The following is a 25,209-nucleotide window of genomic DNA, read 5'->3' on the forward strand; positions in this document are numbered from 1 at the left end:
GGGGAAATTCGAACAATGAGCGCGTCCGACGCCGCCACCATGGGTCGTGAACCGACCGACAAGGAAATCCGTCTGGTCATCGCGGCGAGTTCCGCGGGCACGATCTTCGAATGGTACGATTTCTTCATCTACGGAACGCTCGCCGGCCTGATCGGCGCGGCGTTCTTCCCCAGCGGTAACGAAACCCTCCAAATTCTGCTGGTGTGGGCCGGTTTTGCGGTCGGCTTCGGCTTCCGGCCGCTCGGTGCGATCCTGTTCGGCTTCCTAGGGGACCGTCTGGGGCGCAAATATACCTTTCTCGTGACGGTAACGCTGATGGGCATCGCCACCGCCGGGGTCGGGCTCATCCCAGACGCGGCGACCATCGGCATTGCGGCGCCGATTATCGTGATCGGTTTCCGTATCCTTCAGGGCCTCGCGCTTGGCGGAGAATATGGCGGCGCGGCGATCTACGTTGCCGAACATGCCCCGCCCGAGAAGCGTGGCTTCTACACCAGCTTCATCCAGGCAAGCGTCGTCGGCGGCTTCGTGCTGTCGATCATCGTAGTGCTAAGCTGCCGCGCGCTGATCCCGCCAGAAGACTTTGCTGCGTGGGGGTGGCGCGTACCGTTCCTGCTTTCGATCGTGCTGCTGGCGATCTCGCTATGGATGCGGCTCAAGCTTTCCGAAAGCCCGGTGTTTCAGGCAATGAAAGCGGCGGGCGAGACGGCGAAGAATCCCTTCGTCGAAAGCTTCACCTACCCCGGCAACAAGCGGCGCATCTTCGTTGCGCTGTTCGGCATCACCGGCGTGCTGACCACGATCTGGTATACCGCGTTCTTCAGCGGCCTCTCATTTCTGCGTGGGCCCATGCGGGTGGACGAGGGCGTCGTCGAATGGATGCTGCTGGTCGCCGGACTGATCGCGATGAGCTTTTACATCGTCGTCGGGCGCTGGTCGGACCGGATCGGGCGCAAGGCCCCGATCATCCTGGGCGCAGGCCTTTCGCTGATCCTGCTGTTCCCGGTGTTCTGGGGAATGGGCCAGCTTGCCAATCCGGGCCTCGCCGAAGCGGCGGAGCACACTCCGGTGGTGGTGACCGGGCAAAACTGCACACCCGACCCGTTCGCCGAGTTGTTCGGTCGCGAGCAGAGCGACTGCGGCAAGCTTCTCGACACGCTGACCTCCAGCGGGGTGCGTTACGAACTGCGCGATGGCGGGGCGCTGGGCCTGAGCGTTGGCGGAGAGCCCGTGGCGCTGGCCGACGGCTGGTATGCCGACGGCACCGCGCTGCGCGAAGGCGTGCGCGCCGCGCTAACGCAGCGCGGGTTCGACTTCTCGCCGCAGACACCGCCTCTGGCCAACATCATCGGCATCGTGGCGCTGCTGCTGGTGATGGGGATGCTCTCCGCGCTTACCTACGGATCGGTCGCGGCCCTGCTGGCAGAGATGTTCCCACCGCGCATCCGCTATTCCTCGATGTCGATTCCCTATCACATCGGCGCGGGCTACCTCGGCGGGTTCCTGCCGCTGATTGCCGGGATCATCGTCGCGCGGACCGGGGATATCTACGCAGGGCTGTGGTATACGTGGATTGTCGTCGCTTTCGGCGTCGTCGTCGCATGGTTTGGCTTGCCGAGCGGGCCGCCACGTGATTTCGAGGACCGGTGACCGATACACCCGCACCGCCCCCGCCGACTCTGCGTCTGACCATCGATACCGCCGCGCTGGCGGACAACTGGCGCGCGCTCGATGCGCTCTCGCGACCGGGCAGGGCAGGGGCGGCGGTTAAGGCCGATTGCTATGGGCTGGGCATCGAACATTGCGTGCCCGCGCTGCTGGATGCGGGTTGCGAGCAATTCTTCGTCGCGCACTGGAGCGAGGTTGCGGACCTCCTGGCCTTCGTCCCACCCCAGCAAGTCGCGGTGCTCCACGGGGCCAATACTGCCGAAGAAGCAGCCTACGCGAAGGCGACTGGCGTGATCCCCGTGATCAACTCGCTCCACCAGGCGCGCGTGTGGAGCGAGGCAGGCGGCGGAACCTGCCACCTGATGATCGACACCGGGATCAACCGCCTCGGCGTCGCCCCAGCCGAGCTGAGCGACCCGGCGATACAGCAACTCGATGTGGAGGTGCTGATGTCGCATCTCTCTTCGGCAGAGGAAAACACTCCGGCCAATGCCGAACAACTGGCAACCTTCCGCGCAGCGATGCCACTGGTCGCGCACCGGGCGACGAGTTTCGCGAACAGTGCTGGCATTGCCTTGGGCGCTGATTTTCATTGCGATCTCACACGCCCGGGCCTGGCTCTATACGGCGGCGTTCCGACGCCCGACCTTGCCGGCCACATCCGGCAGGTCGCGTTTCCGCAGGCGGCGATCATCCATATCCATGACCTGAGCGCAGGCGAGACGGTCGGCTACAACCGTGAGTTCACCGCAAGCAGCCCGATGCGCGTCGGCACGGTCTCGATCGGCTACGCCGACGGGTTTCTGCGCAGCTGGGGGGCGAAGGGATACCTGACCCGGCAGGGACGCAAGCTGCGCCTGCTCGGCAAGGTGTCGATGGACATGGTGGTGGTCGACCTCGCCGATGCGCCCGGCGCCATGATCGGCGACTGGCTCGACGTTCCCTATCACCTGCCCGAGGCAGCGCAGCATTCGGGCCTGTCGCAGTACGAACTCCTCACCGCGCTCGGCAACCGTTTCGCGCGCATCACCAGCGCGGATTGCGCGAACAATGCTGCAAGTGCTAAGCCCAATGCTGCGCAGCATTAATTCGGAGCCCCGCTAGGTACATGACGAGCAAGAAGCATATCGAAGGCGAACCCATCGTCATCAAGAAATACGCCAACCGGCGGCTCTACAACACGCAATCCTCGAGCTACATCACGCTGGAAGATCTGGCGCAGATGACCCGGCAGGGGCTGGAGTTCAACGTGGTCGACGCCAAGAGCGGCGAGGACATTACCCATTCGATCCTGACGCAGATCATCGTCGAGGAAGAGGCCAATGGAGAGCATATCCTGCCGGTCAGCTTCCTGCGCGATCTGATCTCGATGTACGGCAATTCGATGCAGTCGATGATGCCGAGCTATCTCGAAGCGAGCATGGCCAATTTCCGCGCCAATCAGGCGAAGATTGCCGAAGCATGGCAGAGCGGCATGGCGGGCAACCCATTCGCCAAGATGGCGGAAACCAACCTTGCAATGATGCGCGCCGCGACCGACGCGCTGACCGGCCAGTCGACCCCGAGCAAGAGCGCGGCCCGCGCCGAGAACACTTCGGACGATACTGCGAACGAGCTTGCCTCGATGCGCGACCAGATGGCCGCGATGCAGAAGAAGCTCGACGAGCTGGGCAAGTAATCGAAAACCGGGCAACCGTTCGCCCTGAGCTTGTCGAAGGGCTGCACTTCTTTTAGCGCCGCTTCGCATCAAGAAAGACAGTGCTTCGACCGGCTCGGCACGAACGGGTGTGGGCTGGATCGGGGTGCATTGCATGAGGCCAATCCATCGTGTCCAACATCCGCCACGCCCTCTCCGTCAAACGCGAAGACGATTTCGCCGCCTGGTATCAGGCCGCCATTGCCGAAGGGCAGATGGCCGAGGAATCGGGGGTGCGCGGGTGCATGGTCATCAAGCCGTGGGGCTATGGCATCTGGGAACGAATCCAGCGCCTGCTCGACGACCGGATCAAGGCGACGGGCCACGACAATGCCTATTTCCCATTATTCATCCCGCTCTCCAATTTCGAGCGTGAGGCGGATCATGTCGAAGGCTTCGCCAAGGAAATGGCCGTCGTCACGCACCACCGCCTGATCGCGGACGGGAAGGGCGGGCTGATCCCCGATCCCGACGCGAAGCTGGAAGAGCCGCTGGTGGTGCGGCCGACCTCCGAAACGATCATCGGCGATGCGATGGCGCGCTGGGTGCAGAGCTGGCGCGACCTGCCGCTGAAACTCAACCAGTGGGCCAACGTCGTTCGCTGGGAAATGCGCACGCGCATGTTCCTGCGCACCAGCGAATTCCTCTGGCAGGAAGGGCACACCGCGCACGCCACCGCCGAAGAGGCGAAGGACCACACGCTGACCATGCTCGAAGTCTATCGCGCGATGGCGGAAGAAGATCTCGCGCTGCCGGTAATCGCTGGGGAGAAGCCCGAGCACGAGCGTTTCCCCGGCGCGGTCGAGACGTGGTCGATCGAGGCCATGATGCAGGATGGCAAGGCGCTGCAGGCGGGCACGAGCCACTATCTCGGCACCAATTTTGCCAAGGCTTCGGGCATCAAGTATCAGGCGCAGGAAGGCGGCGAGCAATTCGCGCACACCACCAGCTGGGGCGTTTCGACCCGGTTGATCGGCGGTATCATCATGACCCACGGCGATGATGACGGGCTGCGCGTGCCGCCGCGCATCGCACCGTGGCAGGTGGTGATCCTGCCAATGCTGCGCGGTAACGACGACGATGCTGCGCTGATCGACTATTGCGACGGCCTGCGCGCCACGCTCGCCGGGCAACATGCGCTGGGTGAGCCGGTGCGCGTGCTGCTCGACACCAAGCCCGGCAAGCCTGCGCAAAAGCGGTGGGACTGGGTGCGCAAGGGCGCTCCCGTGATCGTCGAGGTTGGCGGGCGCGACATGGAGAACGGCGTCGTCACGCTGATCCGGCGCGACCAGCTGTGGGACATGGAAACGGGCAAGCTTAACGCGCAGGCCCCGACGCGCGAGATCGCCGGCCAGACGATCCCCGGCGTGCTCGGCGACATCCAGCAGGCGCTGTTTATCGAGGCCGCCGAGCGCCGCGACGCCAACATTGCGACCGGGATCGACAGTTGGGATGGCGTGGTCGAGTTCTTCGCCAGTAACGGCAAGTATCCCGGCTGGGTCGAGGTGCAGTGGGCCAAGCCGACCGGCGATGCGCTGGAGCAGGTGGTCGAGAAGCTGAAGGACCAGAAGCTGACCGTGCGCAATGTGCCGCGCGATGCGACGCCCGCAAACGGCACCTGCATCTTTACCGGCGAACCTGCGACCGAGCGGGTCTACGTCGCGCGGGCATACTGATTTACCAAGGGAGGGAGTATCATGGGCGAGGCGATCAAACACGGTTTTGCGAACCTGACGAACTTTGCGGGCCGCGACAGCCGCACGCTGTTCTGGTGGTGGGTCCTCCTTATTGCCGTCGTGGTTTTCGGCCTCCGCATGATCTCCGGCATCGTCTTTGCCGTCGGGTCGATGGGCAGCGCGATGCAGGCCGGTGCGGCTGGCATCGAGCAGGAGCAGATTCAGGCGGACATGATGCGCAACATGGCTGGCAGTCTGGAAACGCAGGCATGGATCGGGGTGACAATCTCGCTGATCGGGCTGGCCCTCCTGATCGCCTCCTTCGTGCGCCGCCTGCGCGATGCGGGCCTGCCCGTGCTGATCGCGATCGTCCCGGTCATCGCGACCCTGATCGCAGCATATGCGAGCGTGGCCGGCGTCGAGCAGATGCAGCAACTCATGATGAGCGGGGATGTGCAGGCCATGGACGAGGCTGCGACCAAGCCCGGCCTCGGTCTGGTGGCCTATATCGGCTACCTGGTGGTGATCGTGTGCGGACTTATCCCGAGCAGGAACGCCAACTGATCCTTAACCGCACCGACGATTGATCGGGGGGCAGGGGCGCGCTGCGGGATAGCAGCGCCCCTCCCATGCGTTTACAGCCCTGACATGGCAAAACGCGCGAAAAACCTCCCCCAAGGCCTGCCCACCCAGAAGCAGGTCCTCGAATTCATCGAAACGTCCGATGGTACGGTCGGCAAGCGCGAGATCGCGAGAGCCTTCGGCCTGAAGGGGCAGGAGAAGATCGCCCTCAAGAAACTGCTGAAGGACATGGCCGAAGATGGCCTGATCGACGGCAAGAAGACCGCCTTCCATCGCATGGGTGGCCTGCCCAAAGTGACCGTGCTGCGGATCGCCGAGATCGACGATGGCGAGGCTATCGCGGTGCCCGAAAAGTGGGAGCCCGACGATGGCGCCGCGCCGCCGCGGCTCACCGTGGTCGAGAAAAGCAGGGGTCGGGGGTCTAAAGGGATGCCCGCGCTCAAGGTGGGCGACCGGATTCTCTCGCGCACCGAGGAAACCCCCAAGGGCTGGCGCGCGCATCCGATGAAAAAGCTGGCCCAGCAGACCGAAGGGCTGATCGGGGTGGTGGAGAAAGACGGGCGCGGCAAGTTCTGGCTCGCGCCAGTGGACAAGAAGGTCCGCAGTTCCTCGCCTATATCCGATGTCGGCACCGCCGAGGAAGGCCAGCTGGTTTCCGCCGAACCGGTCGGGCGCGGCACCCGCTCGGGCGTGCGCGTGACCGAAGTGCTGGGCGATCCGCTCGCCCCCAACAGCTTCTCCATGATCGCGATCGCCAAGCAGGGCATCCCGCACGTTTTCCCCGAGGCGGTGATCGGGGAAGCCGCTCTCGCGGCGAAGCTGCCGGTAACCGCGGACAGGCGCGAAGACCTGCGCGATGTGCCGATCGTCGCGATCGACCCGGCCGACGCGCGCGACCACGATGACGCGATCTGGGCTGCACCCGACGATGACGAGAACAACGCGGGCGGTTTCCGCGCGCTGATCGCGATTGCCGATGTCTCGTACTACGTGCGGCCGGGCAGCGCGCTCGACAAGGAAGCGCGCAAGCGTGGAAACTCGGTCTATTTCCCCGACCGGGTCATCCCGATGCTGCCCGAGGTCCTCTCCACCGACGTGTGCTCGCTCAAGTCGGGCGAGGATCGGGCGGCGATGGTCTGCCACCTGAAGATTTCGCCGCAGGGCAAGCTGCTCAAGTGGCGCTTCAGCCGCGCCATCGTGCGGATTGCCGAGGTGATGGCCTACGAAGAAGCCCAGCGCCGGATCGATGACAAGGCTGGGGACGAACGCCTGGACAACCTGTGGAAAGCCTGGGGAGCACTGTGGAAAGCCCGCGAGGCGCGCGACCCGCTCGACCTCGATTTGCCCGAGCGCCGCGTGATCCTCGACGAAGAGGGGGGGATCAAGGAAATCGCCGTTCGCGAGCGGCTGGATGCGCATCGCGTGGTCGAGGAATTCATGATCGCGGCCAATGTCGCGGCGGCGAAGGCGCTCGAATCCAAAAACTCGCCGGTGGTTTACCGCGTGCACGAACAGCCGAGCCGGGAAAAGCTGCTGGCGCTCAAGGAATATCTCGGCACGCTGGATATGAAGCTGGCCATGGGTCAGGTCATCACGCCGACCTTGTTCAACCGCTTCCTGAAGGATGTCAGCGACGAGCAGGAGAAGGCGCTGCTGATGGAGGCGGTGCTGCGTACGCAGACCCAGGCCTATTACGGGCCGGATAATCAGGGGCATTTCGGCCTCGCGCTGGGCAGTTACGCCCACTTCACCTCGCCGATCCGCCGCTATTCCGACCTGCTGGTCCACCGCGCACTGGTCGACGCTTTCGGGCTGGAACAGGCAAAACCGAAAAGCAAACTGCCGGAAAACAGCGGACTCAGCGATTTCGACCGCGACGATCTGGGCAAGATCAGCGAGGCGATCAGCCGCACCGAACGCCGCGCGATGGAGGCGGAGCGCGATACGATCGACCGCTACGTTGCCGCATGGCTTGCAGGGCGCGTCGACGAAACCTTCGAGACGCGCATCACGGGCGTGCAGAACTTCGGCTTCTTCGCCACCATCGTCGGGCTGGGCGGTGACGGTCTGGTCCCGATTTCCACCATCGGCGACGAATATTTCCACTACGACGAGGCGGCCAAGGCGCTGATCGGCGCGGACACCGGCACGCGTTACGAAACCGGGCAGCGGCTGAAGATGAAGCTGGTCGAAGCCAACCCGCTAACAGGGGCCTTGCGATTCGAGGTGCCGGGCGGTGATGCGTCGAAGGCGCGCGAGGGGCGTCCGCTCAGAAGTGGCCCCAAACACAACCGGGGTGATGTGGCGAAGAAGGGCGGCCCGAAAAAGGCCGGACCCCGGAAGGATAAGGCGGGCAAGCACCAGGTGGGCAAGCGTGGCCGGCCGGGCAATATCCGCCATCAGGGGCGCGGCCGGAAGAAATAGGGAAAGGGCGGCTGCCCCGATACAAGGGCTAGGCGCCTGCGATCCGGTCGATATCCTCGTTCGACATCTTGCCCGGCAGGATTACCAGGGGGCACGGCAGGCTGCCGGTGTGCGCCGAAAAGTGCGTCACCAGCGGCCCCGACGGCCCTTCGGCGGCTGCGCCCAGCACCAGCGCGATCACTTCGGGATTTTCCGTCAGGTACTCGCGCACGATCCGGTCGCCATCGCCCACTTTCACGGCGATATTGGGCATCTTGCCGCTCTCGGAATAGACATTGCCCGCCGCGCTGGTGGCGATCGCTTCGGCGCGATCGCGCGCTTCCTGCTCGATCGTGGCCTGCACCGCACCGAAGGCGCTGAAGCTTTCCGCCTGCACGATCGCGAGGATCTGTACCGACCCGCCGCTCTTCGAAGCCCAACCCATCGCGAAGCGCAGCGCTTTGCGCGCTTCGTCCGTTTCGTCGACGATGACCAGATAGACGCCCATATTCATTCTCCCACCCGGGCTATCGACACAATTCGTATGCAGAGGCAAGGTGCTTGCAGCGCTAGGGCAAATTGGCCAAAGCGGCCTGACACAAGACCATGCCGCTACGGCAGAGCCGCCGCCCTAGCACACGCAATCGCAGGACACCTACATGCCAACACCGATCAAGATGCCCGCGCTTTCCCCGACAATGGAGGAGGGCACGCTGGCAAAGTGGCTGGTCAAGGCCGGGGACACGGTCGCAGCGGGCGACCTGCTCGCAGAAATCGAGACCGACAAGGCGACGATGGAGTTCGAAGCCGTCGACGAAGGGACCATTGCCTCGATCGAGATCGAAGAGGGGACCGAAGGCGTCGCCGTGGGCACCGTGATCGCGATGCTGGCAGGCGAGGGCGAGAGCGTGGAAGACGCCGCCAAGGCCGCGCCCGCCGACGAATCCAAAGCGAAGAAAACCGAAGACAAGACCGACGCCAAGAAAGACGATGCGCCGGCCGAGCCCGCCAAGGCAAGCCCGCGCGAAAGTGCCGAGCCGCAGAAGGCTCCCACGCAGGCGAAGGCCGCGCCCGAGAAGGACGGAGACCGCGTGTTCGCCTCGCCGCTCGCGCGGCGGATCGCAGAGGACAAGGGCCTCGACCTCACGACGGTGAAGGGCAGCGGACCGCGCGGGCGAATCGTGAAGGCCGATGTCGAAAGCGCGAAGCCCGGCCAGCAGGCCGCCGCGCCCCAAGCTGGCGCAGCCGCTCCGGTAACGATGGATGGCGATGCGCCCTTCGAGGAGGAAAAGGTCTCCGGCGTGCGCAAGGTCGTCGCCAAGCGGCTCACCGCCGCGAAGCAGGAAGTGCCGCACTATTACCTCAGCGTGGACATCAACCTCGACGCACTGCTCGCCGCGCGCGCCGACCTCAACAAGATGCTGGAGGCCGAGGGCGTGAAGCTCTCTGTCAACGATCTGCTGATCAAGGCGCTGGCCAAGGCGCTGATGCGCACCCCGCAGGCGCATGTCAGCTTCCAGGGAGAGACGCTGCACCGTTATAGCCGCGCCGACATCAGCGTCGCGGTCGCCTCGCCCAAGGGCCTCATCACCCCGATCATTCGCGGCGCGGATCGCAAGAGCCTGCCCGAGATCGCGACCGAGATGAAGGAACTCGCGGGCAAGGCGCGCGAGGGCAAGCTGCAGCCGCACGAATACCAGGGCGGCACCGCCAGCATCTCCAACCTCGGCATGTTCGGGATCAAACAGTTCGACGCGGTCATCAACCCGCCGCAGGGCATGATCATGGCGGTCGGCGCGGGCGAGCAGCGCCCGTGGGTCAAGGATGGCCAGATCGTGCCCGCCACGGTGATGACGGCGTCGGGTTCGTTCGATCACCGCGCGATCGACGGCGCCGAAGGGGCGCAGCTGATGGAAGCGTTCAAGCAGATGTGCGAACAACCGATGGGAATGATGCTATGAAAACCGGCATTATCGTAATCGCTGCAAGCGCGCTCGCGCTCGCCGCCTGTCAGCAGGCACCGGCGGACGGCACGACCGAGCAACCGGCATCCGAAGAAACCGCGACCAAGGCCCCGTCCGACATCGTTGCCCCGGCTGAACGCAAGCCCGCACCCACCGATGCGCCGGGATCGCCCGATCTTGGCTACACCGGCCCGATCCCGATGCCGATCCGCATCGGCACCGACGGACCGAAAGCCGATTCCTGCGCCAGCTATGGCGAAGTCACCGGCCTCGATCCCAAGGGCGACAACTACCTGTCGGTCCGCGATGCGCCGAGCGACAAGGTAAAGGAACGCGACCGGATCGGTGCGGGCCACAAGGTCCACATCTGTGCGGAGAGCAATGGCTGGTACGGCATCGTCTACGACATCGAAGGCGACAGCGGGATCGATTGCGAAACCGACAGCCCGGTCGACAAGCCGCGCAACTACACCGGCCCCTGCGCGCAAGGCTGGGTGAGCAAGAAGTTCGTCAAGATCACGGCGGGGTGATGGGCTTGCGGCAGCCTCAAGAGCGTATCTCCTCTCCCCTTGCGGGAGAGGAAGGGGCCCGCGCCCGCCAGGGCGTGGGAAGGAGAGGGGACCAGCACGACCTTGGCGCGCTGGCAAAAAACCTCCGACGGGGCTCGACCGACGCCGAACGCAAATTATGGGGCCATCTCCGTTCCAAGCGCCTGAACGGAGCCAAGTTCAGACGGCAGGAGCAAATCGGCGATTATATCGTTGACTTCGTTTGTTTTTCGCGCCGTCTCGTGATCGAAGTCGACGGTTCGCAGCACTTCGAGAGTGCCGAGGACAAGGCACGCGATGCGTGGCTCAAACTAAAGGGTTTCGAAGTTTTGCGTTTCTGGAACAACGACGTCCTGCAAAATGAGGATGGGGTATTGGCGGCAATTCTTGCTGCGTTGGAAACCCCTCTCCCCAACCCCTCTCCCACAAGGGGAGAGGGGCTATGAGCGCAGTGGCAATTTTCTTCTCTCCCTGTGCGGAAGAGGATAGCGCAGTTTCCTCGCACAGCGAGATATCGAAGCTTGGAGAGGGGCTATGACTGAACGCTCCCCCCAAATCCGCGTGACCGCGATGCCGACCGACATGAACCCTTATGGGGGCGTGTTCGGTGGCTGGCTGATGAGCCAGATGGCGCTTGGCGCGGGCTCGCTGGCGAGCCGCGAAGGGCAGGGCCGTGCGAATGTGGTGGCGGCCAGCGATTTCGGCTTCCCCGCTGCAATGGCGCTGGGCGACGAGCTGAACATCTATTGCGAGATCGTGAAAGAGGGAAACACCTCGATCACCATCGCCGCCGAGGGGATCGCCCGCGCACGTCATGGTGAGGAGACCAAGCTCGTCTGCAAGGGCACCTTCGTGTTCGTGCTGGCCGACGACGACGGTAACCCGCGCCCCGTGCGTTTGCATGCGGCTGCGGCAAACCCCGCGCCCGAACGTGCATCGGACAATGATGGCTGAGGCGCTGTCCTACACCCATCGGAACAGCCATGATGGCGCGATGCCGATCGCTCGCTCCATCCTGTGCTGCACACCGTTTTTCGCCATCCGCAGGGTGGCAAGTTTTTAGCCCCTGAACACTGTGTCAGGTGTGTCAGACAAACCAGCAAGAGGCTTCCATGGCTGAGAAATACGACCTTATCGTTCTGGGTTCCGGACCGGGCGGCTACGTCGCCGCGATTCGCGGGGCGCAACTGGGGCTGAAGGTCGCCATCGTGGAGCGCGAGCTGCTCGGCGGGATCTGCCTCAACTGGGGCTGCATCCCGACCAAGGCGCTGCTGCGGTCGGCCGAAATCCTGCACTACGCGCAGCACGCGAAGGATTACGGCCTGAAGATCGCAGGAAGCATCGAGGCCGATCTGGAAGCCGTGGTGAAGCGTTCGCGCGGCGTTGCGAAACAGCTGAACCAGGGCGTCACGCACCTGATGAAGAAGAACAAGATCGCGGTGCACATGGGCGAGGGCAAGCTGACCGGCCCGACGACGCTCACCGTCAAAGGCGAGAAGGGCGAAGAAAAGCTCGAAGCCAGGCACATCATCGTCGCCACCGGTGCCCGCGCGCGCGATCTGCCGTTCGCGAAGGCCGACGGGAAGCGCGTGTGGACCTATCGCACCGCGATGACGCCGCCCGAAATGCCCAAGAAGCTGCTGGTGATCGGATCGGGCGCGATCGGGATCGAATTCGCCAGCTTCTATAACGATATGGGCTGCGAAGTGACCGTGGTCGAAATGCTCGACCGGATCGTGCCGGTGGAGGACAAGGACGTGTCCGCCTTCCTCGAAAAGAGCCTGAAAAAGCAGGGCATGACGATCATGACCGGCGCGGGCGTGGAGGACATCAAGGTCTCCGACAAGGGCGTGAAGGCCAAGATCAAGGATAGGCAAGGCAAGGTTGCCGAGAGCGAATTCTCGCACTGCATCGTCGCCATCGGGATCGTGCCCAATACCGAGAATGTCGGGCTGGAAAAGCTGGCCGAGATGGACCGCGGCTTCATCCAGGTTGATCCTTACGGCCGCACCAAGTCCAAGGGGCTGTGGGCGATCGGCGACTGCACGCCGGGCCCGTGGCTGGCGCACAAGGCAAGCCACGAGGGCGTTACCGCGGCCGAGGCTATCGCAAAGGAACTGGGCAACAAGGACGTCCACCCGCACCCGCTCGACCGCAACAACATCCCCGGCTGCACCTACTGCCACCCGCAGATTGCGTCCGTCGGCATGACCGAGGCGAAGGCGAAGGAAGCGGGCTACGAAGTGAAGTCGGGCACCTTCCCCTTCATCGGCAACGGCAAGGCGATCGCGCTTGGCGAGGCGGAAGGCTTCACCAAGACCGTGTTCGACGCGAAGACCGGAGAGCTGCTGGGCGCGCACATGGTCGGCGCGGAAGTGACCGAGATGATCCAGGGCTTCGTCATCGGCAAGACGCTCGAGACGACGGAGGCCGAGCTGATGCAGACCATCTTCCCGCACCCGACGATCTCGGAATCGATGCACGAAAGCGTGCTCGCGAGCTACGGGCGCGTGCTGCACGTCTGAAACTTGCCGCTGCCTTGCCCGTTGGTGGGGTATGAGCGAACAGGACAAGAGCAGCACCCCGCCGCGCGGCGACAAGCCCGATGGCAAGAACGACAGCGAAGTGGTGAAGGAGCATCGCGCTCTGATGAACCAGGGCTCCACCAAGCCGGAGGACTACCCGGAAAGCGAACGCGAGGCGCAGTCTCTGGTCGACAAAAGCAAACGGCGCGACCAGTCGAACTGATCGCGCCGCTTGGCTTCTCGGTCTGAGGCTGTGGTCAGACGTTCCGGCGAAGGAACGCGATCACCGCCAGGATCAGGAATACGACGAAGAGGATCCACGCGATGTTGGAAGATACTCCGGCAATCCCGCCAAAGCCGAGTACGGCAGCAACGAGCGCGATAATCAGGAAGATGATGGCCCAGCGTAGCATTAGGTTTTCCCCTTGTTGAACCTAGGCGATATGCCGGGAGGGGCAGAGCGGGCTCGCTATAAACCTTTGTTAAGTTGGCCGGCGTCGTGCTGGGCGCTGGCGGACAGGGTGGGATTCGAACCCACGGTGAGCGTAAACCCACGGCGGTTTTCAAGACCGCTGCCTTAAACCACTCGGCCACCTGTCCTACTCGCGAGGCGTCGGCTAACGCCGAACGGCGGTTTTGTCACCTGCGGTGACGTCTCCGGCTTCGCCTCCGACTCCATGACCGCTACCTTAAACCACTCGGCCACCTGTCCTACTCGCAGCGCGTCGGCTAACGCCTCGGCTGGCATTTGTCACTCTCCGGCACGCATGCGCGTTTTCGAGCGCCTAAGTCATTGGCGAGTCATGTCCACTGTGACAGATACCTGAGGCATGAGATTCCCACGCCTGTTTTTCGCCCTTGCGGCGGCCGCCGCGTCGATCTGTGCCGTTCCCGCAGCGGCGCAGGACCTTCCTTTCGACGCTTATATGCAATTGGTGATTGCCAAGGCTCGCGCGCAGGGCGTGAGCGAAAGCACGATCCAGCGCATGACGTCCGATCTCACGCCTAATCCACGTGTGATCGAGCTAGACCAGTCTCAACCCGGCTCGTCTTCATCGTCGGGCTATCCGCGGCTGCAGCCTTATCTGGACACGCATGTCGATACAGCGCGAATCAACGGCGGTCGTGCGGTCTATAACGAAACGGCGCGGCTGCACGGTGACCTTCTCCAGAAATACGGGGTGCCGGCAGAGATCGTCATCGCGATCTGGGGTCACGAAACGAACTACGGCAGCTATCGCGGCAATTTCGACCTCGCCCGCTCGCTCGCCACGCTGGCGTGGGAAGGGCGCCGCCGCGAGCTGTTCGAGAGCGAGTTCATCGCGCTGCTGAAAGTGGCGGACAAGGGCTATTCGCGCGAACGGCTGGTCGGCAGCTGGGCCGGAGCCTTCGGCAACCCGCAATTCCTGCCGAGCGTCTACCTGCGCCTTGCGACCGACGGCGATGGTGACGGCATGGCGAACATCTTCACCAACCAGGCCGATACGATGGCCTCTATCGCGCGGTATTTTCAGGATGCGGGCTGGCGACCGGGCATCCCGTGGGGCGTGGGCGCGAGTATCCCCGCCGGTTTCGATGTCGATGCCTATCGCACGAAGTTGGTCGCACCCGTCTGCTCGCGCGTGCACGAGCGCCACAGCCAGTGGAAGACGGTGGAAGAATGGCGGGCGCTTGGTGTGACGCCTTACCGGAGCTTGCCGCCCGGTACGCTGGTCAGCCTGTTCCAGCCCGATGGGCCGGGAACTCCTGCGTGGCTGTTAACCTCAAATTATCGCGTTATCCTCGAATATAACTGCTCCAACTATTACGCGATGAGTGTGGGGCTTCTGGCCGATGAGATTGCCCGGTAATGTCCGGAAACTTGGGATCGCGATCGGACTGATCGCATCGCTTTCCGCCTGCGCCACTGGTAGCGCGGATTACAATCTGGCATCCGGCGCGGATTACTACGCCGGAAACGGCGCGGGCCAGAGCCCGGATGGGGCCTACCGCGGCCCGCAGGCGGACTATCCGCAGGTCCTGGGCGAACCATACGTGGTCGACGGTCAAACGTTCACCCCGGCCGATGTGCTCAGCTACGATGCGGTCGGCTATGCCACGCTCGAGAGGGGCGAGACGGGCGGCGTCACGATTTCGCACAAGACGCTGCCGCTGCCGAGCTACGTCGAACTGACGTCGCTCGATACCGGCAAGACGATCCTGGCACGCGCAGAGCGACGGGGTCCGATGACGTCAAGCCGGATCGTGGGTCTCTCGCAAGGTGCCGCGCGCGAACTGGGTGTGGGCGAGGGGGCCCCGATCCGGGTGCGCCGCGTCAACCCGCCGGAATACGAACGCGCTGCCCTGCGGTCGGGGCAGCCCGCCGGCGCCCGACTCGATACGCCGGACACCTTGCTGACGGTCTTGCGGAAGCAGTTGCCCGCCTACGGGTCGGTCGATCTTGCCAGAACCGATCCACGCGGATCGGCGCGAGACAGCGACTTCGACAGCGCCTTCGCCGAGATCGAGCCTGGCCCATCGAGTGCGGTCGCGGACAATTTCGACGACTATCGTACGCCATCCGTCCCCACCACGCCGCGCAGCACAACCTACGCGCTTGCGCCGATCGGCGACCGACCGACCGGAGGCGCGCCGCGTCCCGACCCGGTCGAGGTTGCGCGACTTCCCGAGTCGCCGCGTCGGAGCATGCCAGAGCCTACGGTCGGCACCTCTCGCGCCGCACCGCCAGCGCCGACACGGACGACGCAGGCACCGCCTCGCCGAGGGCGGTATATCGTCCAGGTCGCAACCTTTTCGAGCAAGACCAATGCCATACGCGCCGCCGACGATCTCGCCGGGTTCGTCGTAACTGCCGGCGGATATTATCGCACCCGATTGGGCCCGTTCGTCAGTCGTGGAGAAGCCGATGCTGCCCTCGCCAAAGCCCGCAATGCCGGATATAGGGACGCGTTCGTAGATACGAGCGAATAGGCATTCGTCGCGGCGCCCCGTGAGGCTGAGCGCGCGACAACGCGCACAGGAGCGGCGGCATTGGCGGAGATTCTGGTGAAGCGACATCGTGCGACCGCACTGGTTGCGGCCATGATGCTCGTCCTGCCGACGAATCTCAGCGCCCAGTCGCCCCAGCGTCCGGCTCCTCCGACGCCCGAGCAGGCCCCGATCGCCTACATGATCGACCTGTCGAGCGGGCAGACCCTGTACGCGCGCGACATCGACCGGCGCTTCGTTCCAGCCTCGATCACCAAGGTGATGACCACCCTGGTTGCGTTCGACATGCTTGCCGACGGTAAGTTGCGTCCCGACCAGCGCGTTCCCTATCGCGACGAGACTTTCAAGGAATGGCACCGGAAGGGGTCGACCCTGTTCCTGCCCGCCCACGCGCGCCCTACGGTGCAGGAGCTTCTGATCGGAATCACGACGGTTTCGGCCAATGATGCTTCGGTAGTGCTGGCCGAAGGGGCCGCCGGTAGCGTTCAAAAGTGGGCGCAGCGCATGAACGCGACCGCGCACAGCATCGGCATGCACGACAGCCATTTCGGCACGCCCAATGGGTGGCCGGACGAAGGACGCACCTTCGTCACCGCCCGAGACCTGGGAACGCTGGCCGAGCGGATCCTGCGCCAGCATCCCGAGAAGTTCGATTTCTATTACGGGCGGCGCGGCCTCAAGGCCTATGGCATCGCGCAGGACAATCACGATCCGATCACGGGCCGTGTGGAGGGCGCAGACGGGTTGAAAACCGGCTTCACCGACCAGGCGGGCTATGGCTTCCTCGGCACCGCCGAACGCAATGGGCGCCGCCTGGTGATGGTGGTTGCAGGGGCCGACCGGGGAAGCGAGCGAAACCGCGCGTCCCGCGCCTTCATGGAATGGGGTTTCAAAGCGTTCGACAGCCGCCTGCTGGCCCGCAAGAGCCAGCCGATCGCTTCCGCCCGGGTGCAGAACGGCTCGCTCGGCGAAGTGCCTCTGGTCGCGGATCAGGACATCCGCGTGGCCGTGCCGCGCGGCGACCGCGCCAAGGCGGAACTCACCATCCATTACGACGGACCGCTGCGCGCACCGATCGCCAAGGGTGAAGCAGTTGCCACGCTCGAAATCGCAGTTCCCGGCATGGAAACAGCCACCTTGCCGCTCTACGCATCGCAAGAGGTGAAGGAGGCCGGTATGTTCGGTCGGATTGCCAATGGTTTCGCAGGTCTGTTCGGATGAACGCCCCCGCAGAACAGCCAGCGGTCAAAGCGCGCTTTATTGCCTTCGAGGGAGGTGAAGGGGTCGGCAAGTCGACCCAGGCCAAACGCCTCGTCGCCGCACTCGCGAAACGCGGGATCGAGGCGCTGCTGACGCGCGAGCCGGGTGGGACCGCCGGGGCGGAGATGATCCGCAAGCTTTTGCTCGATCCGCCGGGCACGGGATGGCTGGTGCAGGCGGAGGCCATGCTGTTTGCTGCGGCACGATCGGACCATGTAGCCAAGGCGATCAAGCCGGCGCTGATGGCAGGCAAGTGGGTGGTTTGCGATCGCTTCGTACTCTCGAGCCGCGCCTATCAGGGCCTTGCCGGCGGGCTCGGCGACGAGGAAGTGAAGACGCTTCACCGCATCGGCAGCGGGGGTCTCCAGCCTTGCCGCACCTTCTTGCTCGAGGCTCCCGGCGATCAGGTCACCGAACGCCTGCGCAAGCGCGATGGCGACGAGGCCGACGCCATCGGGGGCCGCAACGCCAAGTATCACGCGGATGTCGCGCGCGGCTTCGCCGGTCTGGCGCAAGACGATGAATCGATCATCCAGATCAACGCATCGGGCAGTGAGGACGAGGTCCATGCCGCCGTGATGCACAATATCGAGCCACTGCTCGTCCCGGCATCGTGAGCGATCCGCACGGGGCCCAGTGGCGCAGCTGGCGTGCGGCGCTGGCGAGCCCGCGGATGCACCATGCGTGGATCCTTGCCGGCCGCAGGGGCCTCGGCAAGCACGATTTCGCACTTGCCGCCGCACGCGAGCTGGTGGCAACCGGACGCGATACGCCCGTCTCCGAGAACGATCCCGACGTGCAGGTGCTGACCCACCTGCCGAAAGACGACAAGGAAGCGAAGAAGGCGGAGAAGGGTGAGGCTTTCGAAACCAAGCGCAATATCGCGATCGACCAGGTGCGCGCGATGCAGGCCCGGCTCACGACACGTCCCACGCTGGGCGCCTACCGCGCGATCATTATCAACCCGGCGGACGATCTGGAACGCAATGCTGCCAATGCGCTGCTCAAAAGTCTGGAGGAACCGCCCGCCGGCACATTCTTCCTCCTGGTGACGCACCGCCCCGGCATGCTGCTGCCCACGATCCGTTCGCGCGCACGCATCCTGCGGTTCGCCCCACTGCCGTCGGGTCAGGTAGAGGCCGCCTTGCAGGCTGAAGCTCCCGATGCCGACCCGGGCGACATATCGCTGGCAGCGCGCGCCTCCGGCGGCGCCACGGGCGCGGGGCTGGCTTTCCTGGCGCAACAGCTGGGTCCGGCCGAAGCGCTGATGCGGAAGATCGCATCGGATGGCGACCCGGATTTCACGCTTCGCGGCAAGCTGGGAGAAGAGATCGGAGCCCGTCCGGACCGTGAACGTCTCGCGATCACGCTCGATCTGGCGCGCACGGTGCTTGCACAAAAGCTCGATAACCCGGACCGGGCAGGCATCCCCTCGCTGGTCGAAGCGCACGCGCGTCTGGTGACGATCTCCGGCCAGGCGAAAAGCTACAATTTCGACCCCGGTTTCCTCGCGATGGAAATCGGCACCTTGCTCGCATCGGCTGCCCCGCATACAGCCACGCGCAATGGCTGATCCTTACTACATTACCACCGCGATCCACTATCCCAACGGCAAGCCGCACATCGGCCACGCCTACGAGACGGTTGCCGCCGACGTGATTGCACGCTTCCAGCGCTTGAAGGGCCGCGATGTGCGCTTCCAGACGGGCACGGACGAGCACGGCCTGAAAATGGCGCGCAAGGCAGAGGAGCAGGGCAAGACCCCGCGCGAACTGGCCGACGAGATGAGCGGGTACTTCCGCGATCTGTTCGACCGGCTGAACATCTCCTACGATCGCTTCATCCGCACGACCGAGCCCGAGCATCACAGCGCCAGCCAGGCACTGTGGCGCGCGATGGAGGCCAGTGGCGATCTCTATCTCGACCGCTACGAGGGCTGGTATTCGATCCGCGACGAAGCCTTCTACGACGAGAAGGAACTGGTCGAAGGGGAGGGGGGGGAAAAACTCTCTCCGCAGGGCACCCCGGTCGAATGGACGGTCGAGGAAAGCTGGTTCTTCCGCCTGTCGAAATATCAGGACAAGCTGCTCGACCTCTACGCCTCGCAGCCCGATTTCATCCAGCCCGACAGCCGCCGCAACGAGGTGATGCGCTTCGTAGAAGGCGGATTGCGCGATCTCTCGGTCAGCCGCACCAGCTTCGACTGGGGCGTGCGCGTCCCCGGCAGCGAAGACCATGTGATGTACGTGTGGGTCGACGCGCTGACCAACTACATCAGCGGCCTGGGATACCCCGAAGAGGGCGCAAACTGGAAATATTGGCCGGCCGACCTGCACCTGATCGGCAAGGACATAATTCGCTTCCACACGGTCTATTGGCCGGCCTTCCTGATGAGCGCGGGCGTGGAATTGCCCAAGCAGGTCTATGGCCACGGCTTCCTGCTCAACCGCGGGCAGAAGGAAAGCAAATCGCTCGGCAATGTGACCGATCCGGTCGCGCTGGCAGATCAGTTCGGCGTGGATGCACTGCGTTATTTCCTGATGCGCGAAATCGCATTCGGGCAGGACGGTAGCTATTCGCCCGAAGCGATCGTCACCCGGGCGAATGCGGAGCTCGCGAACAGCTTCGGCAATCTGGCGCAGCGAACCTTGTCGATGATCGCCAAGAACCTCGATGGAGAGCTCGGCCACTACTCGCCAGAAGGCGACGACAAGGCGCTGCTGACGACCGTGCAGGACGCATGCCGCGAAGCCTTCCCGCAGCAGTTCGAAAAGCTAGCATTCTCGGTCGGGATCGATGCGTGGATGAAGGCGGTCTACGCCTGCAACCAGTATGTCGACGAGCAGGCCCCGTGGGCGCTCAAGAAGACCGATCCGGAGCGGATGCGTACCGTGCTGCAGACGCTGTTCATCGCGCTGCGAGACCTCGCCATCGCGATCCAGCCTGTCATTCCCGAAAAGGCGGGCCATCTGCTGACCATGCTGGGAATTGCCGAAGATGCGCGCACTTACGAGGATATGGCCGACGAAGGCTGGTACGGCGCGCTGATCGCCACCGGTTACCGCGTTGAGCCGCCGACACCGCTCTTCCCGCGTCTAGAGCTGCCGGAAACTGCAGAGGCCAGCTGATGCTGATCGATAGCCATTGCCACCTCGAATATGAAGGTCTGGTCGACGATCAGGGCGGGGTGCTCGCCCGCGCCCGCGATGCGGGGGTTCAAGGCTTTCTCAATATCTCGACCAAGCAGGCCGAGTGGGACCAGGTCGTCGCGACCGCCGCGCGTGAGGATGACGTGTGGGCGAGTGTCGGCATTCACCCGCACAACGCCGATGGCCACGCCGATCTCGCGCGCGAGACGCTGTTCAAGGCGACGCAGCACCCCAAGGTGGTCGGGATCGGAGAGACCGGGCTCGATTACTTCTACGACAAGTCCGACCGCACGACGCAGCAGGCGCTGTTCCGCATGCATATCGATGTCGCGCGCGAGACCGGTCTGCCGCTGATCATCCATACGCGCGATGCCGAGGAAGACACCGCAGCGATCCTCGAAGACGAGATGGGGAAGGGGGCCTACCCCGCCCTGATCCACTGCTTCACCGCGTCGGCAGAATTCGGCCAGCGCGTGCTCGATCTGGGCCTCACGATTTCAATTTCAGGGATCGTGACCTTCAAGAACGCCAAGGATCTGCAGGAAGTCGTCAAGGTCATCCCGGCGGATCGCCTGCTGGTCGAAACCGACAGCCCGTTTCTTGCGCCGGTGCCGCATCGCGGAAAGACCTGCGAACCGGCCTACGTCGCGAACACGGCGCAATTCGTGGCCGATCTGCGCGGCACCAGCGTGGAAGAGCTGGGCAAGCAGACCACCCGCAATTTCCACGCTTTGTTCTCGAAAACGCGCCAGCAAGACAAGGCGCCGGCGTGAAGGTCACGCTGCTCGGCTCGGGCACGTCGACCGGCGTTCCGCGTATCAATGGCGACTGGGGCGCGTGCGATCCTTCAGAGCCGCGCAATCGCCGCTCCCGTGTAGCTATCGTTGTCGAAAATGACGCCGGCAGCCGCGTGCTCGTCGACACACCGCCGGACCTGCGCGACCAGTTCCTGCGCTGCGGAATAGACAATATCGATGGCGTCTTCTGGACGCACGACCATGCCGACCATTGCCACGGCATCGATGATCTCCGATCGCTCAGATACGGCCGCAGCGGGCCGTTACCGGGCTATGGCGTGGAGGAAACCGTCCGACGGCTACGCGCGCGCTTCAGCTATGTCTTTGCGGGCGAACACGGTTATCCGACGATCGTGAATATCGAGGTGCTCGATCGGTTGCGCCTGTTCGCGGGCTTCACGGTCGGCTGGACCGTGATGCCGCATGGCCCGGCCAAAAGCACCGGCTTTCGCTTCGGGTGCGATGGAAAATCCATCGGCTATGCCACTGATTTCAGTGAAATAACCTCTGGAATGGTTGAGCTCTTCAAAGGCGTGGATTTGCTGGTGTGCGACTGCCTCAGGCGAGAAGAGCATCCCACGCACGCAAACCTCGCCATGGCGCTCGATCTGGGAAAGCGTTGCGGCGTCCGGAAGCTGGTCCTGACCCACCTCGATAAAAGCATGGATTACAGAACTTTACAGGACGAAGTTCCGAAGGGCGTGATCGTGGGATATGATGGACTGACGGTTTCGGCATGAGCCAGTTCGATATCGTCCAGATCATCGCGCTGGTCGGCTGGCTGATCTTGGCGGTCAGCGCTTTCGCTTCGTACGGACTGAGCTGGAAAAGCTCGCTACGGCACGTGCTGATCTGGGCGGTTATCATCACGGGACTGATGCTGCTGATCACCGCAATCCAGTAGGGCCAGGCACGACCCGCCACCGCCCGAACGCACACCTTATTTTACATAATATATATTATCCATCTTATGGATGTGCTGACGGCGTGGCTGCGGAGCCCTATGCCCCTTCCATGAACATCACGCCATCACGCCCAATCGACCGACTTCTAGCCATCATGGCGCGGCTTCGCGATCCGGAACGCGGATGCGAATGGGATCTTGCGCAGGATTTCGGGACGATCGCACCATACACGATCGAGGAAGCCTACGAGGTCGCCGACGCTATCGAGCGTGACGAAATGAATGAGCTGCGCGAAGAACTGGGCGACCTGCTATTCCAGGTCGTCTTCCACGCGCGCATGGCGGAAGAACGCGGACTGTTTTCATTCGATGACGTCGCGCAGGTCATCTCCGACAAGATGGAGGCCCGTCATCCTCACATCTTCGGCTCGGCCGATGGCACGATGGACGAAACACGCTGGGAGGCGCTGAAGGCGCAGGAACGCGAGGCAAAGGGCCAGGCCAGCTCGATGGACGGAGTCGCGCGCGCGCTTCCCGCCTTGCTTCGCGCAGAGAAGCTGCAGAAGCGCGCCGCCCGCGACGGGTTCGACTGGCCCGATCCCTCGGGCGCGGCCGACAAGCTGGCCGAGGAAGCGACCGAACTGGCGGAGGCTGACGACGCGACGCGCGAAGAGGAAGCGGGCGACCTGCTGTTCGCGGCGGTCAACGTCGTTCGCGCTTACGGAATTCAACCCGAAGCTGCCTTGCGCGCCGCCAACGACAAGTTCGAGCGGCGCTATCGCGGCATGGAAACATTGGCAGACGGCGGGTTCTCTTCGCTCGATCTCGACGCGCAGGAAGCGCTTTGGCAGGCGGTCAAGCGGCAGGAGCGCGGCTAGGCGCTCCCCTCCCCAGCATCGTCGCCCGCGTCATAGGCTTCGGCCCAGACACGCGCGCCGTCCTGGTTCTGACGCTCGATCTCGGGGACGCTCACCCGCGCCGCCGGATCGATGGTGACGCCAAGATAATCCGCCGCCGCAGCCAGCGCGCTCGCCGGATCGCTCCGCACATCCTCATAGGCAATCCGCAACGGCGCAATCCGAAGATCGCGGAACATGGCGGCCCAGGTGCTCTCCTGTCGTTCGATCAGGCGAGCGGCATTGTCGACTGCCCGACGCGAGAATGGTGGCTCGGCCTGCCCTTCCCCCTCCTGCGACGCACGCCAGCGGCCCGAAAGCGATGCGCGGGCATAGGATATTGCGTGCGCCTTCCGATCACGGCGGACCAAGTGGATGACGCGCGTATCCGCTCCGCGCGCCAGCATGAAGCGCATCACCGCGTCGAGAAGATGTGAATTTAAAGCGCCAAGGTCTTCAAATTGCAGTGGAAAAGCCTTGAGGCCGAACACGCCGTTGGGCGATGTGCGCGTTGCCAGCACGGATTGCCAATGGCGCTCCTGCGCCCCCCGATCCTCCGAAAGCTGCCCGAGCGGGCCGCCCGGAGCGAAGTTCAGATACTCGATCGGCGCGCCCAGGCAGCCGGTTTCCCATAGACGGTGACCAAACCACGAACTGCCCGATCGTGGCGTGGTTGCCACAAGGTAAGGTGTGGCCGGCAGACCGGCGAAACGCGGGAAATCGAAAGCGGGCTCATGCCCGGTAGTGAGCCCGTCGATCATGCCCTATTCTCGGCACAGGCGCGGTTACAGTCAACCGGCGGCGTCGGCGCCCATTGTTTCGAACTGGCCCAATTCCTTGGGGCCAAGCCGAACGACCAGCCGGTGTTGTGGCAAGCCTTGCTGATCGGCGATTTCCTCTTCCTCCAGCACATCACCATGGGCGTGAAGCCATGCGATCTCGCGTCCCGCGGACGCTGGCAGCACGATTTCACGGATGATTGCCTCGCGCGTGAGCGCCTGGCCGATCCGCGCTTCCAGAGCATCGATATTGAAGCCGGTTTCAGCCGAGAGCGGCACGACCGTTTCGTCCTCTTCGGCCCGGGCGGCCAAGTCCTCGCGCGCGTCCTCCGCGAGCAGATCCCACTTGTTCCACACTTCGAGGATCGGAATCGCGCTGACGGGCTCTTCGCCCTCCTCTCCCTCAGAAAAGACGCCTAGTCCGCGCAACACCTCCAGCACCTGCGTCTTTTGCGCAGCGCTGGCGGGATTTGCGATGTCGCGCACGTGCAGGATCAGGTCGGCGTTGGTTACCTCCTCCAACGTCGCCCGGAACGCAGCGACCAACTGGGTCGGCAGGTCGGAAATAAACCCGACCGTGTCGGACAGGATCGCCTTTTCGACCCCCGGCAGGCCGATCGCCCGCATGGTGGGGTCGAGGGTGGCGAACAGCAGGTCTTCCGCCATCACGTCCGCGCCGGTCAGGCGGTTGAAAATCGTCGACTTGCCCGCATTGGTATAGCCGACCAGCGCAATCACGGGCCACGGCGCGCGGGTGCGGCGTTCCCGATGAAGCGCACGGGTCTTGCGCACCTGTTCCAGATCGCGGCGGAGTCGCGCCATGCGCGAACGGATCATCCGTCTGTCCGCCTCGATCTGCGTTTCGCCGGGGCCACCGAGAAAACCGAAGCCGCCCCTTTGCCGTTCGAGGTGAGTCCAGCTGCGCACCAGGCGGCTCGCCTGATAATCGAGATGCGCCAGCTCAACCTGCAAGCGGCCTTCTGCGGTCGCCGCGCGTTCACCGAAAATCTCTAGGATCAGTCCGGTTCGGTCGATCACCTTGCGCTTGAGTTTTTCTTCAAGCGTGCGCTGCTGGATCGCCGAGAGCGCGCCGTCGACGATGACAAGCTCCGCTTCGGCCAATTCGGCCTGCGTCGCGATCTGTTCGACCTGCCCTGCCCCGAACAGCGTCCCGGGCCGCACATCGCGCACGGGCTGGATATAGCTTTCCGCGACGACGATGCCGATGGCATTGGCAAGGCCGATCGCCTCCGCAAGCCGCTCCTCGGCTGGCAGATCGTGCGCTTGGCCACGAATGTCGGGACAGATGACGAGCGCGCGCGCTCCGCGCGTCACCTCGCCTTGCAGGTCATCTTCGAAAATCTAGCGGTCCTC

At 64.0% G+C, this 25,209-nt stretch carries 26 protein-coding genes and 1 tRNA gene; 22 read left to right on the forward strand and 5 right to left on the reverse strand.

Features of this window, described 5'->3' with window-relative positions:
* Nucleotides 1–15: 15 nt before the first annotated feature.
* The 6 genes from AAG591_RS03765 (at nt 16) to rnr (ending at nt 8,046) form a co-directional block, all read left to right on the forward strand.
* Complete coding sequence (locus AAG591_RS03765) at nt 16–1,650, forward strand: MFS transporter (protein WP_342529641.1); 1,635 nt, start codon at nt 16–18, stop codon at nt 1,648–1,650.
* A complete protein-coding gene (gene alr, locus AAG591_RS03770) occupies nt 1,647–2,756 on the forward strand; it encodes an alanine racemase (RefSeq protein WP_342529642.1) in 1,110 nt (369 codons plus the stop codon). Before AAG591_RS03765 ends, alr begins: the two co-directional genes overlap by 4 nt.
* 20 nt (nt 2,757–2,776) lie before the next feature.
* Complete coding sequence (gene phaR / locus AAG591_RS03775; protein ID WP_342529643.1) at nt 2,777–3,346, forward strand: polyhydroxyalkanoate synthesis repressor PhaR; 570 nt, start codon at nt 2,777–2,779, stop codon at nt 3,344–3,346.
* 149 nt (nt 3,347–3,495) lie between these two features.
* Nucleotides 3,496–5,040, forward strand: coding sequence for a proline--tRNA ligase (gene proS / locus AAG591_RS03780; protein WP_342529644.1), 1,545 nt, complete (start codon nt 3,496–3,498; stop codon nt 5,038–5,040).
* A 21-nt stretch (nt 5,041–5,061) separates the two neighbouring features.
* Nucleotides 5,062–5,604 carry a DUF805 domain-containing protein gene (locus AAG591_RS03785; RefSeq protein WP_342529645.1) on the forward strand — a complete coding sequence of 181 codons (543 nt, stop codon included), beginning with the start codon at nt 5,062–5,064 and terminating at the stop codon, nt 5,602–5,604.
* Nucleotides 5,605–5,688: 84 nt separating this feature from the next.
* Nucleotides 5,689–8,046, forward strand: a complete 2,358-nt coding sequence (rnr, locus tag AAG591_RS03790; RefSeq protein WP_342529646.1) for a ribonuclease R — start codon at nt 5,689–5,691, stop codon at nt 8,044–8,046.
* Nucleotides 8,047–8,074: 28 nt separating this feature from the next.
* On the opposite strand, the gene AAG591_RS03795 is transcribed toward rnr, so the two are convergent.
* Nucleotides 8,075–8,533, reverse strand: a complete 459-nt coding sequence (locus AAG591_RS03795; RefSeq protein ID WP_342529980.1) for a universal stress protein — start codon at nt 8,531–8,533, stop codon at nt 8,075–8,077.
* Between the two features lie 151 nt (nt 8,534–8,684).
* Here AAG591_RS03795 and AAG591_RS03800 point away from each other — a divergent pair, with 151 nt between their 5' ends.
* The 6 genes from AAG591_RS03800 (at nt 8,685) to AAG591_RS03825 (ending at nt 13,285) form a co-directional block, all read left to right on the forward strand.
* The gene (locus tag AAG591_RS03800) at nt 8,685–9,986 is read left to right on the forward strand and encodes a pyruvate dehydrogenase complex dihydrolipoamide acetyltransferase (protein ID WP_342529647.1); all 1,302 of its coding nucleotides are present in this window, start codon (nt 8,685–8,687) and stop codon (nt 9,984–9,986) included.
* Entirely contained in the window at nt 9,983–10,519 is a 537-nt protein-coding gene (locus AAG591_RS03805) for a hypothetical protein (protein WP_342529648.1), read from the forward strand. Before AAG591_RS03800 ends, AAG591_RS03805 begins: the two co-directional genes overlap by 4 nt.
* Nucleotides 10,519–10,983 carry an endonuclease domain-containing protein gene (locus tag AAG591_RS03810; protein WP_342529649.1) on the forward strand — a complete coding sequence of 155 codons (465 nt, stop codon included), beginning with the start codon at nt 10,519–10,521 and terminating at the stop codon, nt 10,981–10,983. The genes AAG591_RS03805 and AAG591_RS03810 overlap by 1 nt, the downstream gene beginning before the upstream one ends.
* Before the next feature lie 88 nt (nt 10,984–11,071).
* Entirely contained in the window at nt 11,072–11,491 is a 420-nt protein-coding gene (locus AAG591_RS03815) for an acyl-CoA thioesterase (RefSeq protein ID WP_342529650.1), read from the forward strand.
* 158 nt (nt 11,492–11,649) lie between these two features.
* Entirely contained in the window at nt 11,650–13,062 is a 1,413-nt protein-coding gene (lpdA, locus tag AAG591_RS03820) for a dihydrolipoyl dehydrogenase (RefSeq protein ID WP_342529651.1), read from the forward strand.
* A 31-nt stretch (nt 13,063–13,093) separates the two neighbouring features.
* Nucleotides 13,094–13,285 carry a hypothetical protein gene (locus AAG591_RS03825; protein ID WP_342529652.1) on the forward strand — a complete coding sequence of 64 codons (192 nt, stop codon included), beginning with the start codon at nt 13,094–13,096 and terminating at the stop codon, nt 13,283–13,285.
* A gap of 34 nt (nt 13,286–13,319) precedes the next feature.
* On the opposite strand, the gene AAG591_RS03830 is transcribed toward AAG591_RS03825, so the two are convergent.
* Both AAG591_RS03830 and AAG591_RS03835 read right to left on the reverse strand, forming a co-directional pair.
* Nucleotides 13,320–13,475, reverse strand: a complete 156-nt coding sequence (locus tag AAG591_RS03830; protein WP_342529653.1) for a DUF1328 domain-containing protein — start codon at nt 13,473–13,475, stop codon at nt 13,320–13,322.
* Between the two features lie 97 nt (nt 13,476–13,572).
* Nucleotides 13,573–13,662: transfer RNA gene (locus AAG591_RS03835), tRNA-Ser, on the reverse strand.
* Between the two features lie 230 nt (nt 13,663–13,892).
* On the opposite strand from AAG591_RS03835, the gene AAG591_RS03840 reads away from it, so the two are divergent.
* The 10 genes from AAG591_RS03840 to mazG all read left to right on the forward strand — a co-directional run bounded on the left by AAG591_RS03840 (nt 13,893) and on the right by mazG (nt 23,038).
* Entirely contained in the window at nt 13,893–14,912 is a 1,020-nt protein-coding gene (locus AAG591_RS03840; RefSeq protein ID WP_342529654.1) for a lytic murein transglycosylase, read from the forward strand.
* On the forward strand, nt 14,896–16,032 hold the full coding sequence (locus AAG591_RS03845; protein ID WP_342529655.1) for an SPOR domain-containing protein: 1,137 nt from the start codon (nt 14,896–14,898) through the stop codon (nt 16,030–16,032). Before AAG591_RS03840 ends, AAG591_RS03845 begins: the two co-directional genes overlap by 17 nt.
* A gap of 60 nt (nt 16,033–16,092) precedes the next feature.
* On the forward strand, nt 16,093–17,271 hold the full coding sequence (locus AAG591_RS03850) for a D-alanyl-D-alanine carboxypeptidase family protein (protein ID WP_342529656.1): 1,179 nt from the start codon (nt 16,093–16,095) through the stop codon (nt 17,269–17,271).
* Nucleotides 17,268–17,927: a dTMP kinase gene (gene tmk, locus AAG591_RS03855; RefSeq protein WP_342529657.1), complete on the forward strand. Its 660-nt coding sequence runs from the start codon at nt 17,268–17,270 to the stop codon at nt 17,925–17,927. The genes AAG591_RS03850 and tmk overlap by 4 nt, the downstream gene beginning before the upstream one ends.
* Entirely contained in the window at nt 17,924–18,883 is a 960-nt protein-coding gene (locus AAG591_RS03860) for a DNA polymerase III subunit delta' (RefSeq protein ID WP_342529660.1), read from the forward strand. The genes tmk and AAG591_RS03860 overlap by 4 nt, the downstream gene beginning before the upstream one ends.
* Nucleotides 18,876–20,438 (forward strand): methionine--tRNA ligase, encoded by a 1,563-nt coding sequence (metG, locus tag AAG591_RS03865; RefSeq protein ID WP_342529661.1) that lies wholly within the window; start codon nt 18,876–18,878, stop codon nt 20,436–20,438. The genes AAG591_RS03860 and metG overlap by 8 nt, the downstream gene beginning before the upstream one ends.
* Nucleotides 20,438–21,232, forward strand: coding sequence for a TatD family hydrolase (locus AAG591_RS03870; RefSeq protein ID WP_342529662.1), 795 nt, complete (start codon nt 20,438–20,440; stop codon nt 21,230–21,232). The genes metG and AAG591_RS03870 overlap by 1 nt, the downstream gene beginning before the upstream one ends.
* On the forward strand, nt 21,229–21,996 hold the full coding sequence (locus AAG591_RS03875; protein WP_342529663.1) for an MBL fold metallo-hydrolase: 768 nt from the start codon (nt 21,229–21,231) through the stop codon (nt 21,994–21,996). Before AAG591_RS03870 ends, AAG591_RS03875 begins: the two co-directional genes overlap by 4 nt.
* Nucleotides 21,993–22,160 carry a hypothetical protein gene (locus AAG591_RS03880; protein ID WP_342529664.1) on the forward strand — a complete coding sequence of 56 codons (168 nt, stop codon included), beginning with the start codon at nt 21,993–21,995 and terminating at the stop codon, nt 22,158–22,160. Before AAG591_RS03875 ends, AAG591_RS03880 begins: the two co-directional genes overlap by 4 nt.
* Before the next feature lie 110 nt (nt 22,161–22,270).
* Nucleotides 22,271–23,038 (forward strand): nucleoside triphosphate pyrophosphohydrolase, encoded by a 768-nt coding sequence (gene mazG / locus AAG591_RS03885; RefSeq protein ID WP_342529981.1) that lies wholly within the window; start codon nt 22,271–22,273, stop codon nt 23,036–23,038.
* On the opposite strand, the gene AAG591_RS03890 is transcribed toward mazG, so the two are convergent.
* Both AAG591_RS03890 and hflX read right to left on the reverse strand, forming a co-directional pair.
* Nucleotides 23,035–23,817 (reverse strand): Stf0 family sulfotransferase, encoded by a 783-nt coding sequence (locus tag AAG591_RS03890; protein WP_342529665.1) that lies wholly within the window; start codon nt 23,815–23,817, stop codon nt 23,035–23,037. The genes mazG and AAG591_RS03890 overlap by 4 nt on opposite strands.
* 30 nt (nt 23,818–23,847) lie before the next feature.
* Nucleotides 23,848–25,170, reverse strand: a complete 1,323-nt coding sequence (hflX, locus tag AAG591_RS03895) for a GTPase HflX (protein WP_342529666.1) — start codon at nt 25,168–25,170, stop codon at nt 23,848–23,850.
* Between the last annotated feature and the right edge of the window lie 39 nt (nt 25,171–25,209).

The sequence above is a fragment of the Citromicrobium bathyomarinum genome (genome assembly GCF_038594485.1).
In the GTDB taxonomy this organism is placed as follows: domain Bacteria; phylum Pseudomonadota; class Alphaproteobacteria; order Sphingomonadales; family Sphingomonadaceae; genus Alteriqipengyuania; species Alteriqipengyuania bathyomarina_A.

Coding starts and splice junctions, on each gene's coding strand:
- metG (WP_342529661.1), top strand. CDS start 18,876: ATGGCTGATCCTTACTACATTACCACCGCGATCCACTATCCCAACGGC.
- AAG591_RS03765 (WP_342529641.1), top strand. CDS start 16: ATGAGCGCGTCCGACGCCGCCACCATGGGTCGTGAACCGACCGACAAG.
- rnr (WP_342529646.1), top strand. CDS start 5,689: ATGGCAAAACGCGCGAAAAACCTCCCCCAAGGCCTGCCCACCCAGAAG.
- AAG591_RS03810 (WP_342529649.1), top strand. CDS start 10,519: ATGGGCTTGCGGCAGCCTCAAGAGCGTATCTCCTCTCCCCTTGCGGGA.
- mazG (WP_342529981.1), top strand. CDS start 22,271: ATGAACATCACGCCATCACGCCCAATCGACCGACTTCTAGCCATCATG.
- AAG591_RS03785 (WP_342529645.1), top strand. CDS start 5,062: ATGGGCGAGGCGATCAAACACGGTTTTGCGAACCTGACGAACTTTGCG.
- AAG591_RS03890 (WP_342529665.1), bottom strand. CDS start 23,817: ATGATCGACGGGCTCACTACCGGGCATGAGCCCGCTTTCGATTTCCCG.
- AAG591_RS03815 (WP_342529650.1), top strand. CDS start 11,072: ATGACTGAACGCTCCCCCCAAATCCGCGTGACCGCGATGCCGACCGAC.
- AAG591_RS03805 (WP_342529648.1), top strand. CDS start 9,983: ATGAAAACCGGCATTATCGTAATCGCTGCAAGCGCGCTCGCGCTCGCC.
- AAG591_RS03880 (WP_342529664.1), top strand. CDS start 21,993: ATGAGCCAGTTCGATATCGTCCAGATCATCGCGCTGGTCGGCTGGCTG.
- AAG591_RS03795 (WP_342529980.1), bottom strand. CDS start 8,533: ATGGGCGTCTATCTGGTCATCGTCGACGAAACGGACGAAGCGCGCAAA.
- tmk (WP_342529657.1), top strand. CDS start 17,268: ATGAACGCCCCCGCAGAACAGCCAGCGGTCAAAGCGCGCTTTATTGCC.
- AAG591_RS03800 (WP_342529647.1), top strand. CDS start 8,685: ATGCCAACACCGATCAAGATGCCCGCGCTTTCCCCGACAATGGAGGAG.
- AAG591_RS03845 (WP_342529655.1), top strand. CDS start 14,896: ATGAGATTGCCCGGTAATGTCCGGAAACTTGGGATCGCGATCGGACTG.
- AAG591_RS03830 (WP_342529653.1), bottom strand. CDS start 13,475: ATGCTACGCTGGGCCATCATCTTCCTGATTATCGCGCTCGTTGCTGCC.
- AAG591_RS03870 (WP_342529662.1), top strand. CDS start 20,438: ATGCTGATCGATAGCCATTGCCACCTCGAATATGAAGGTCTGGTCGAC.
- AAG591_RS03825 (WP_342529652.1), top strand. CDS start 13,094: ATGAGCGAACAGGACAAGAGCAGCACCCCGCCGCGCGGCGACAAGCCC.
- AAG591_RS03840 (WP_342529654.1), top strand. CDS start 13,893: ATGAGATTCCCACGCCTGTTTTTCGCCCTTGCGGCGGCCGCCGCGTCG.
- lpdA (WP_342529651.1), top strand. CDS start 11,650: ATGGCTGAGAAATACGACCTTATCGTTCTGGGTTCCGGACCGGGCGGC.
- phaR (WP_342529643.1), top strand. CDS start 2,777: ATGACGAGCAAGAAGCATATCGAAGGCGAACCCATCGTCATCAAGAAA.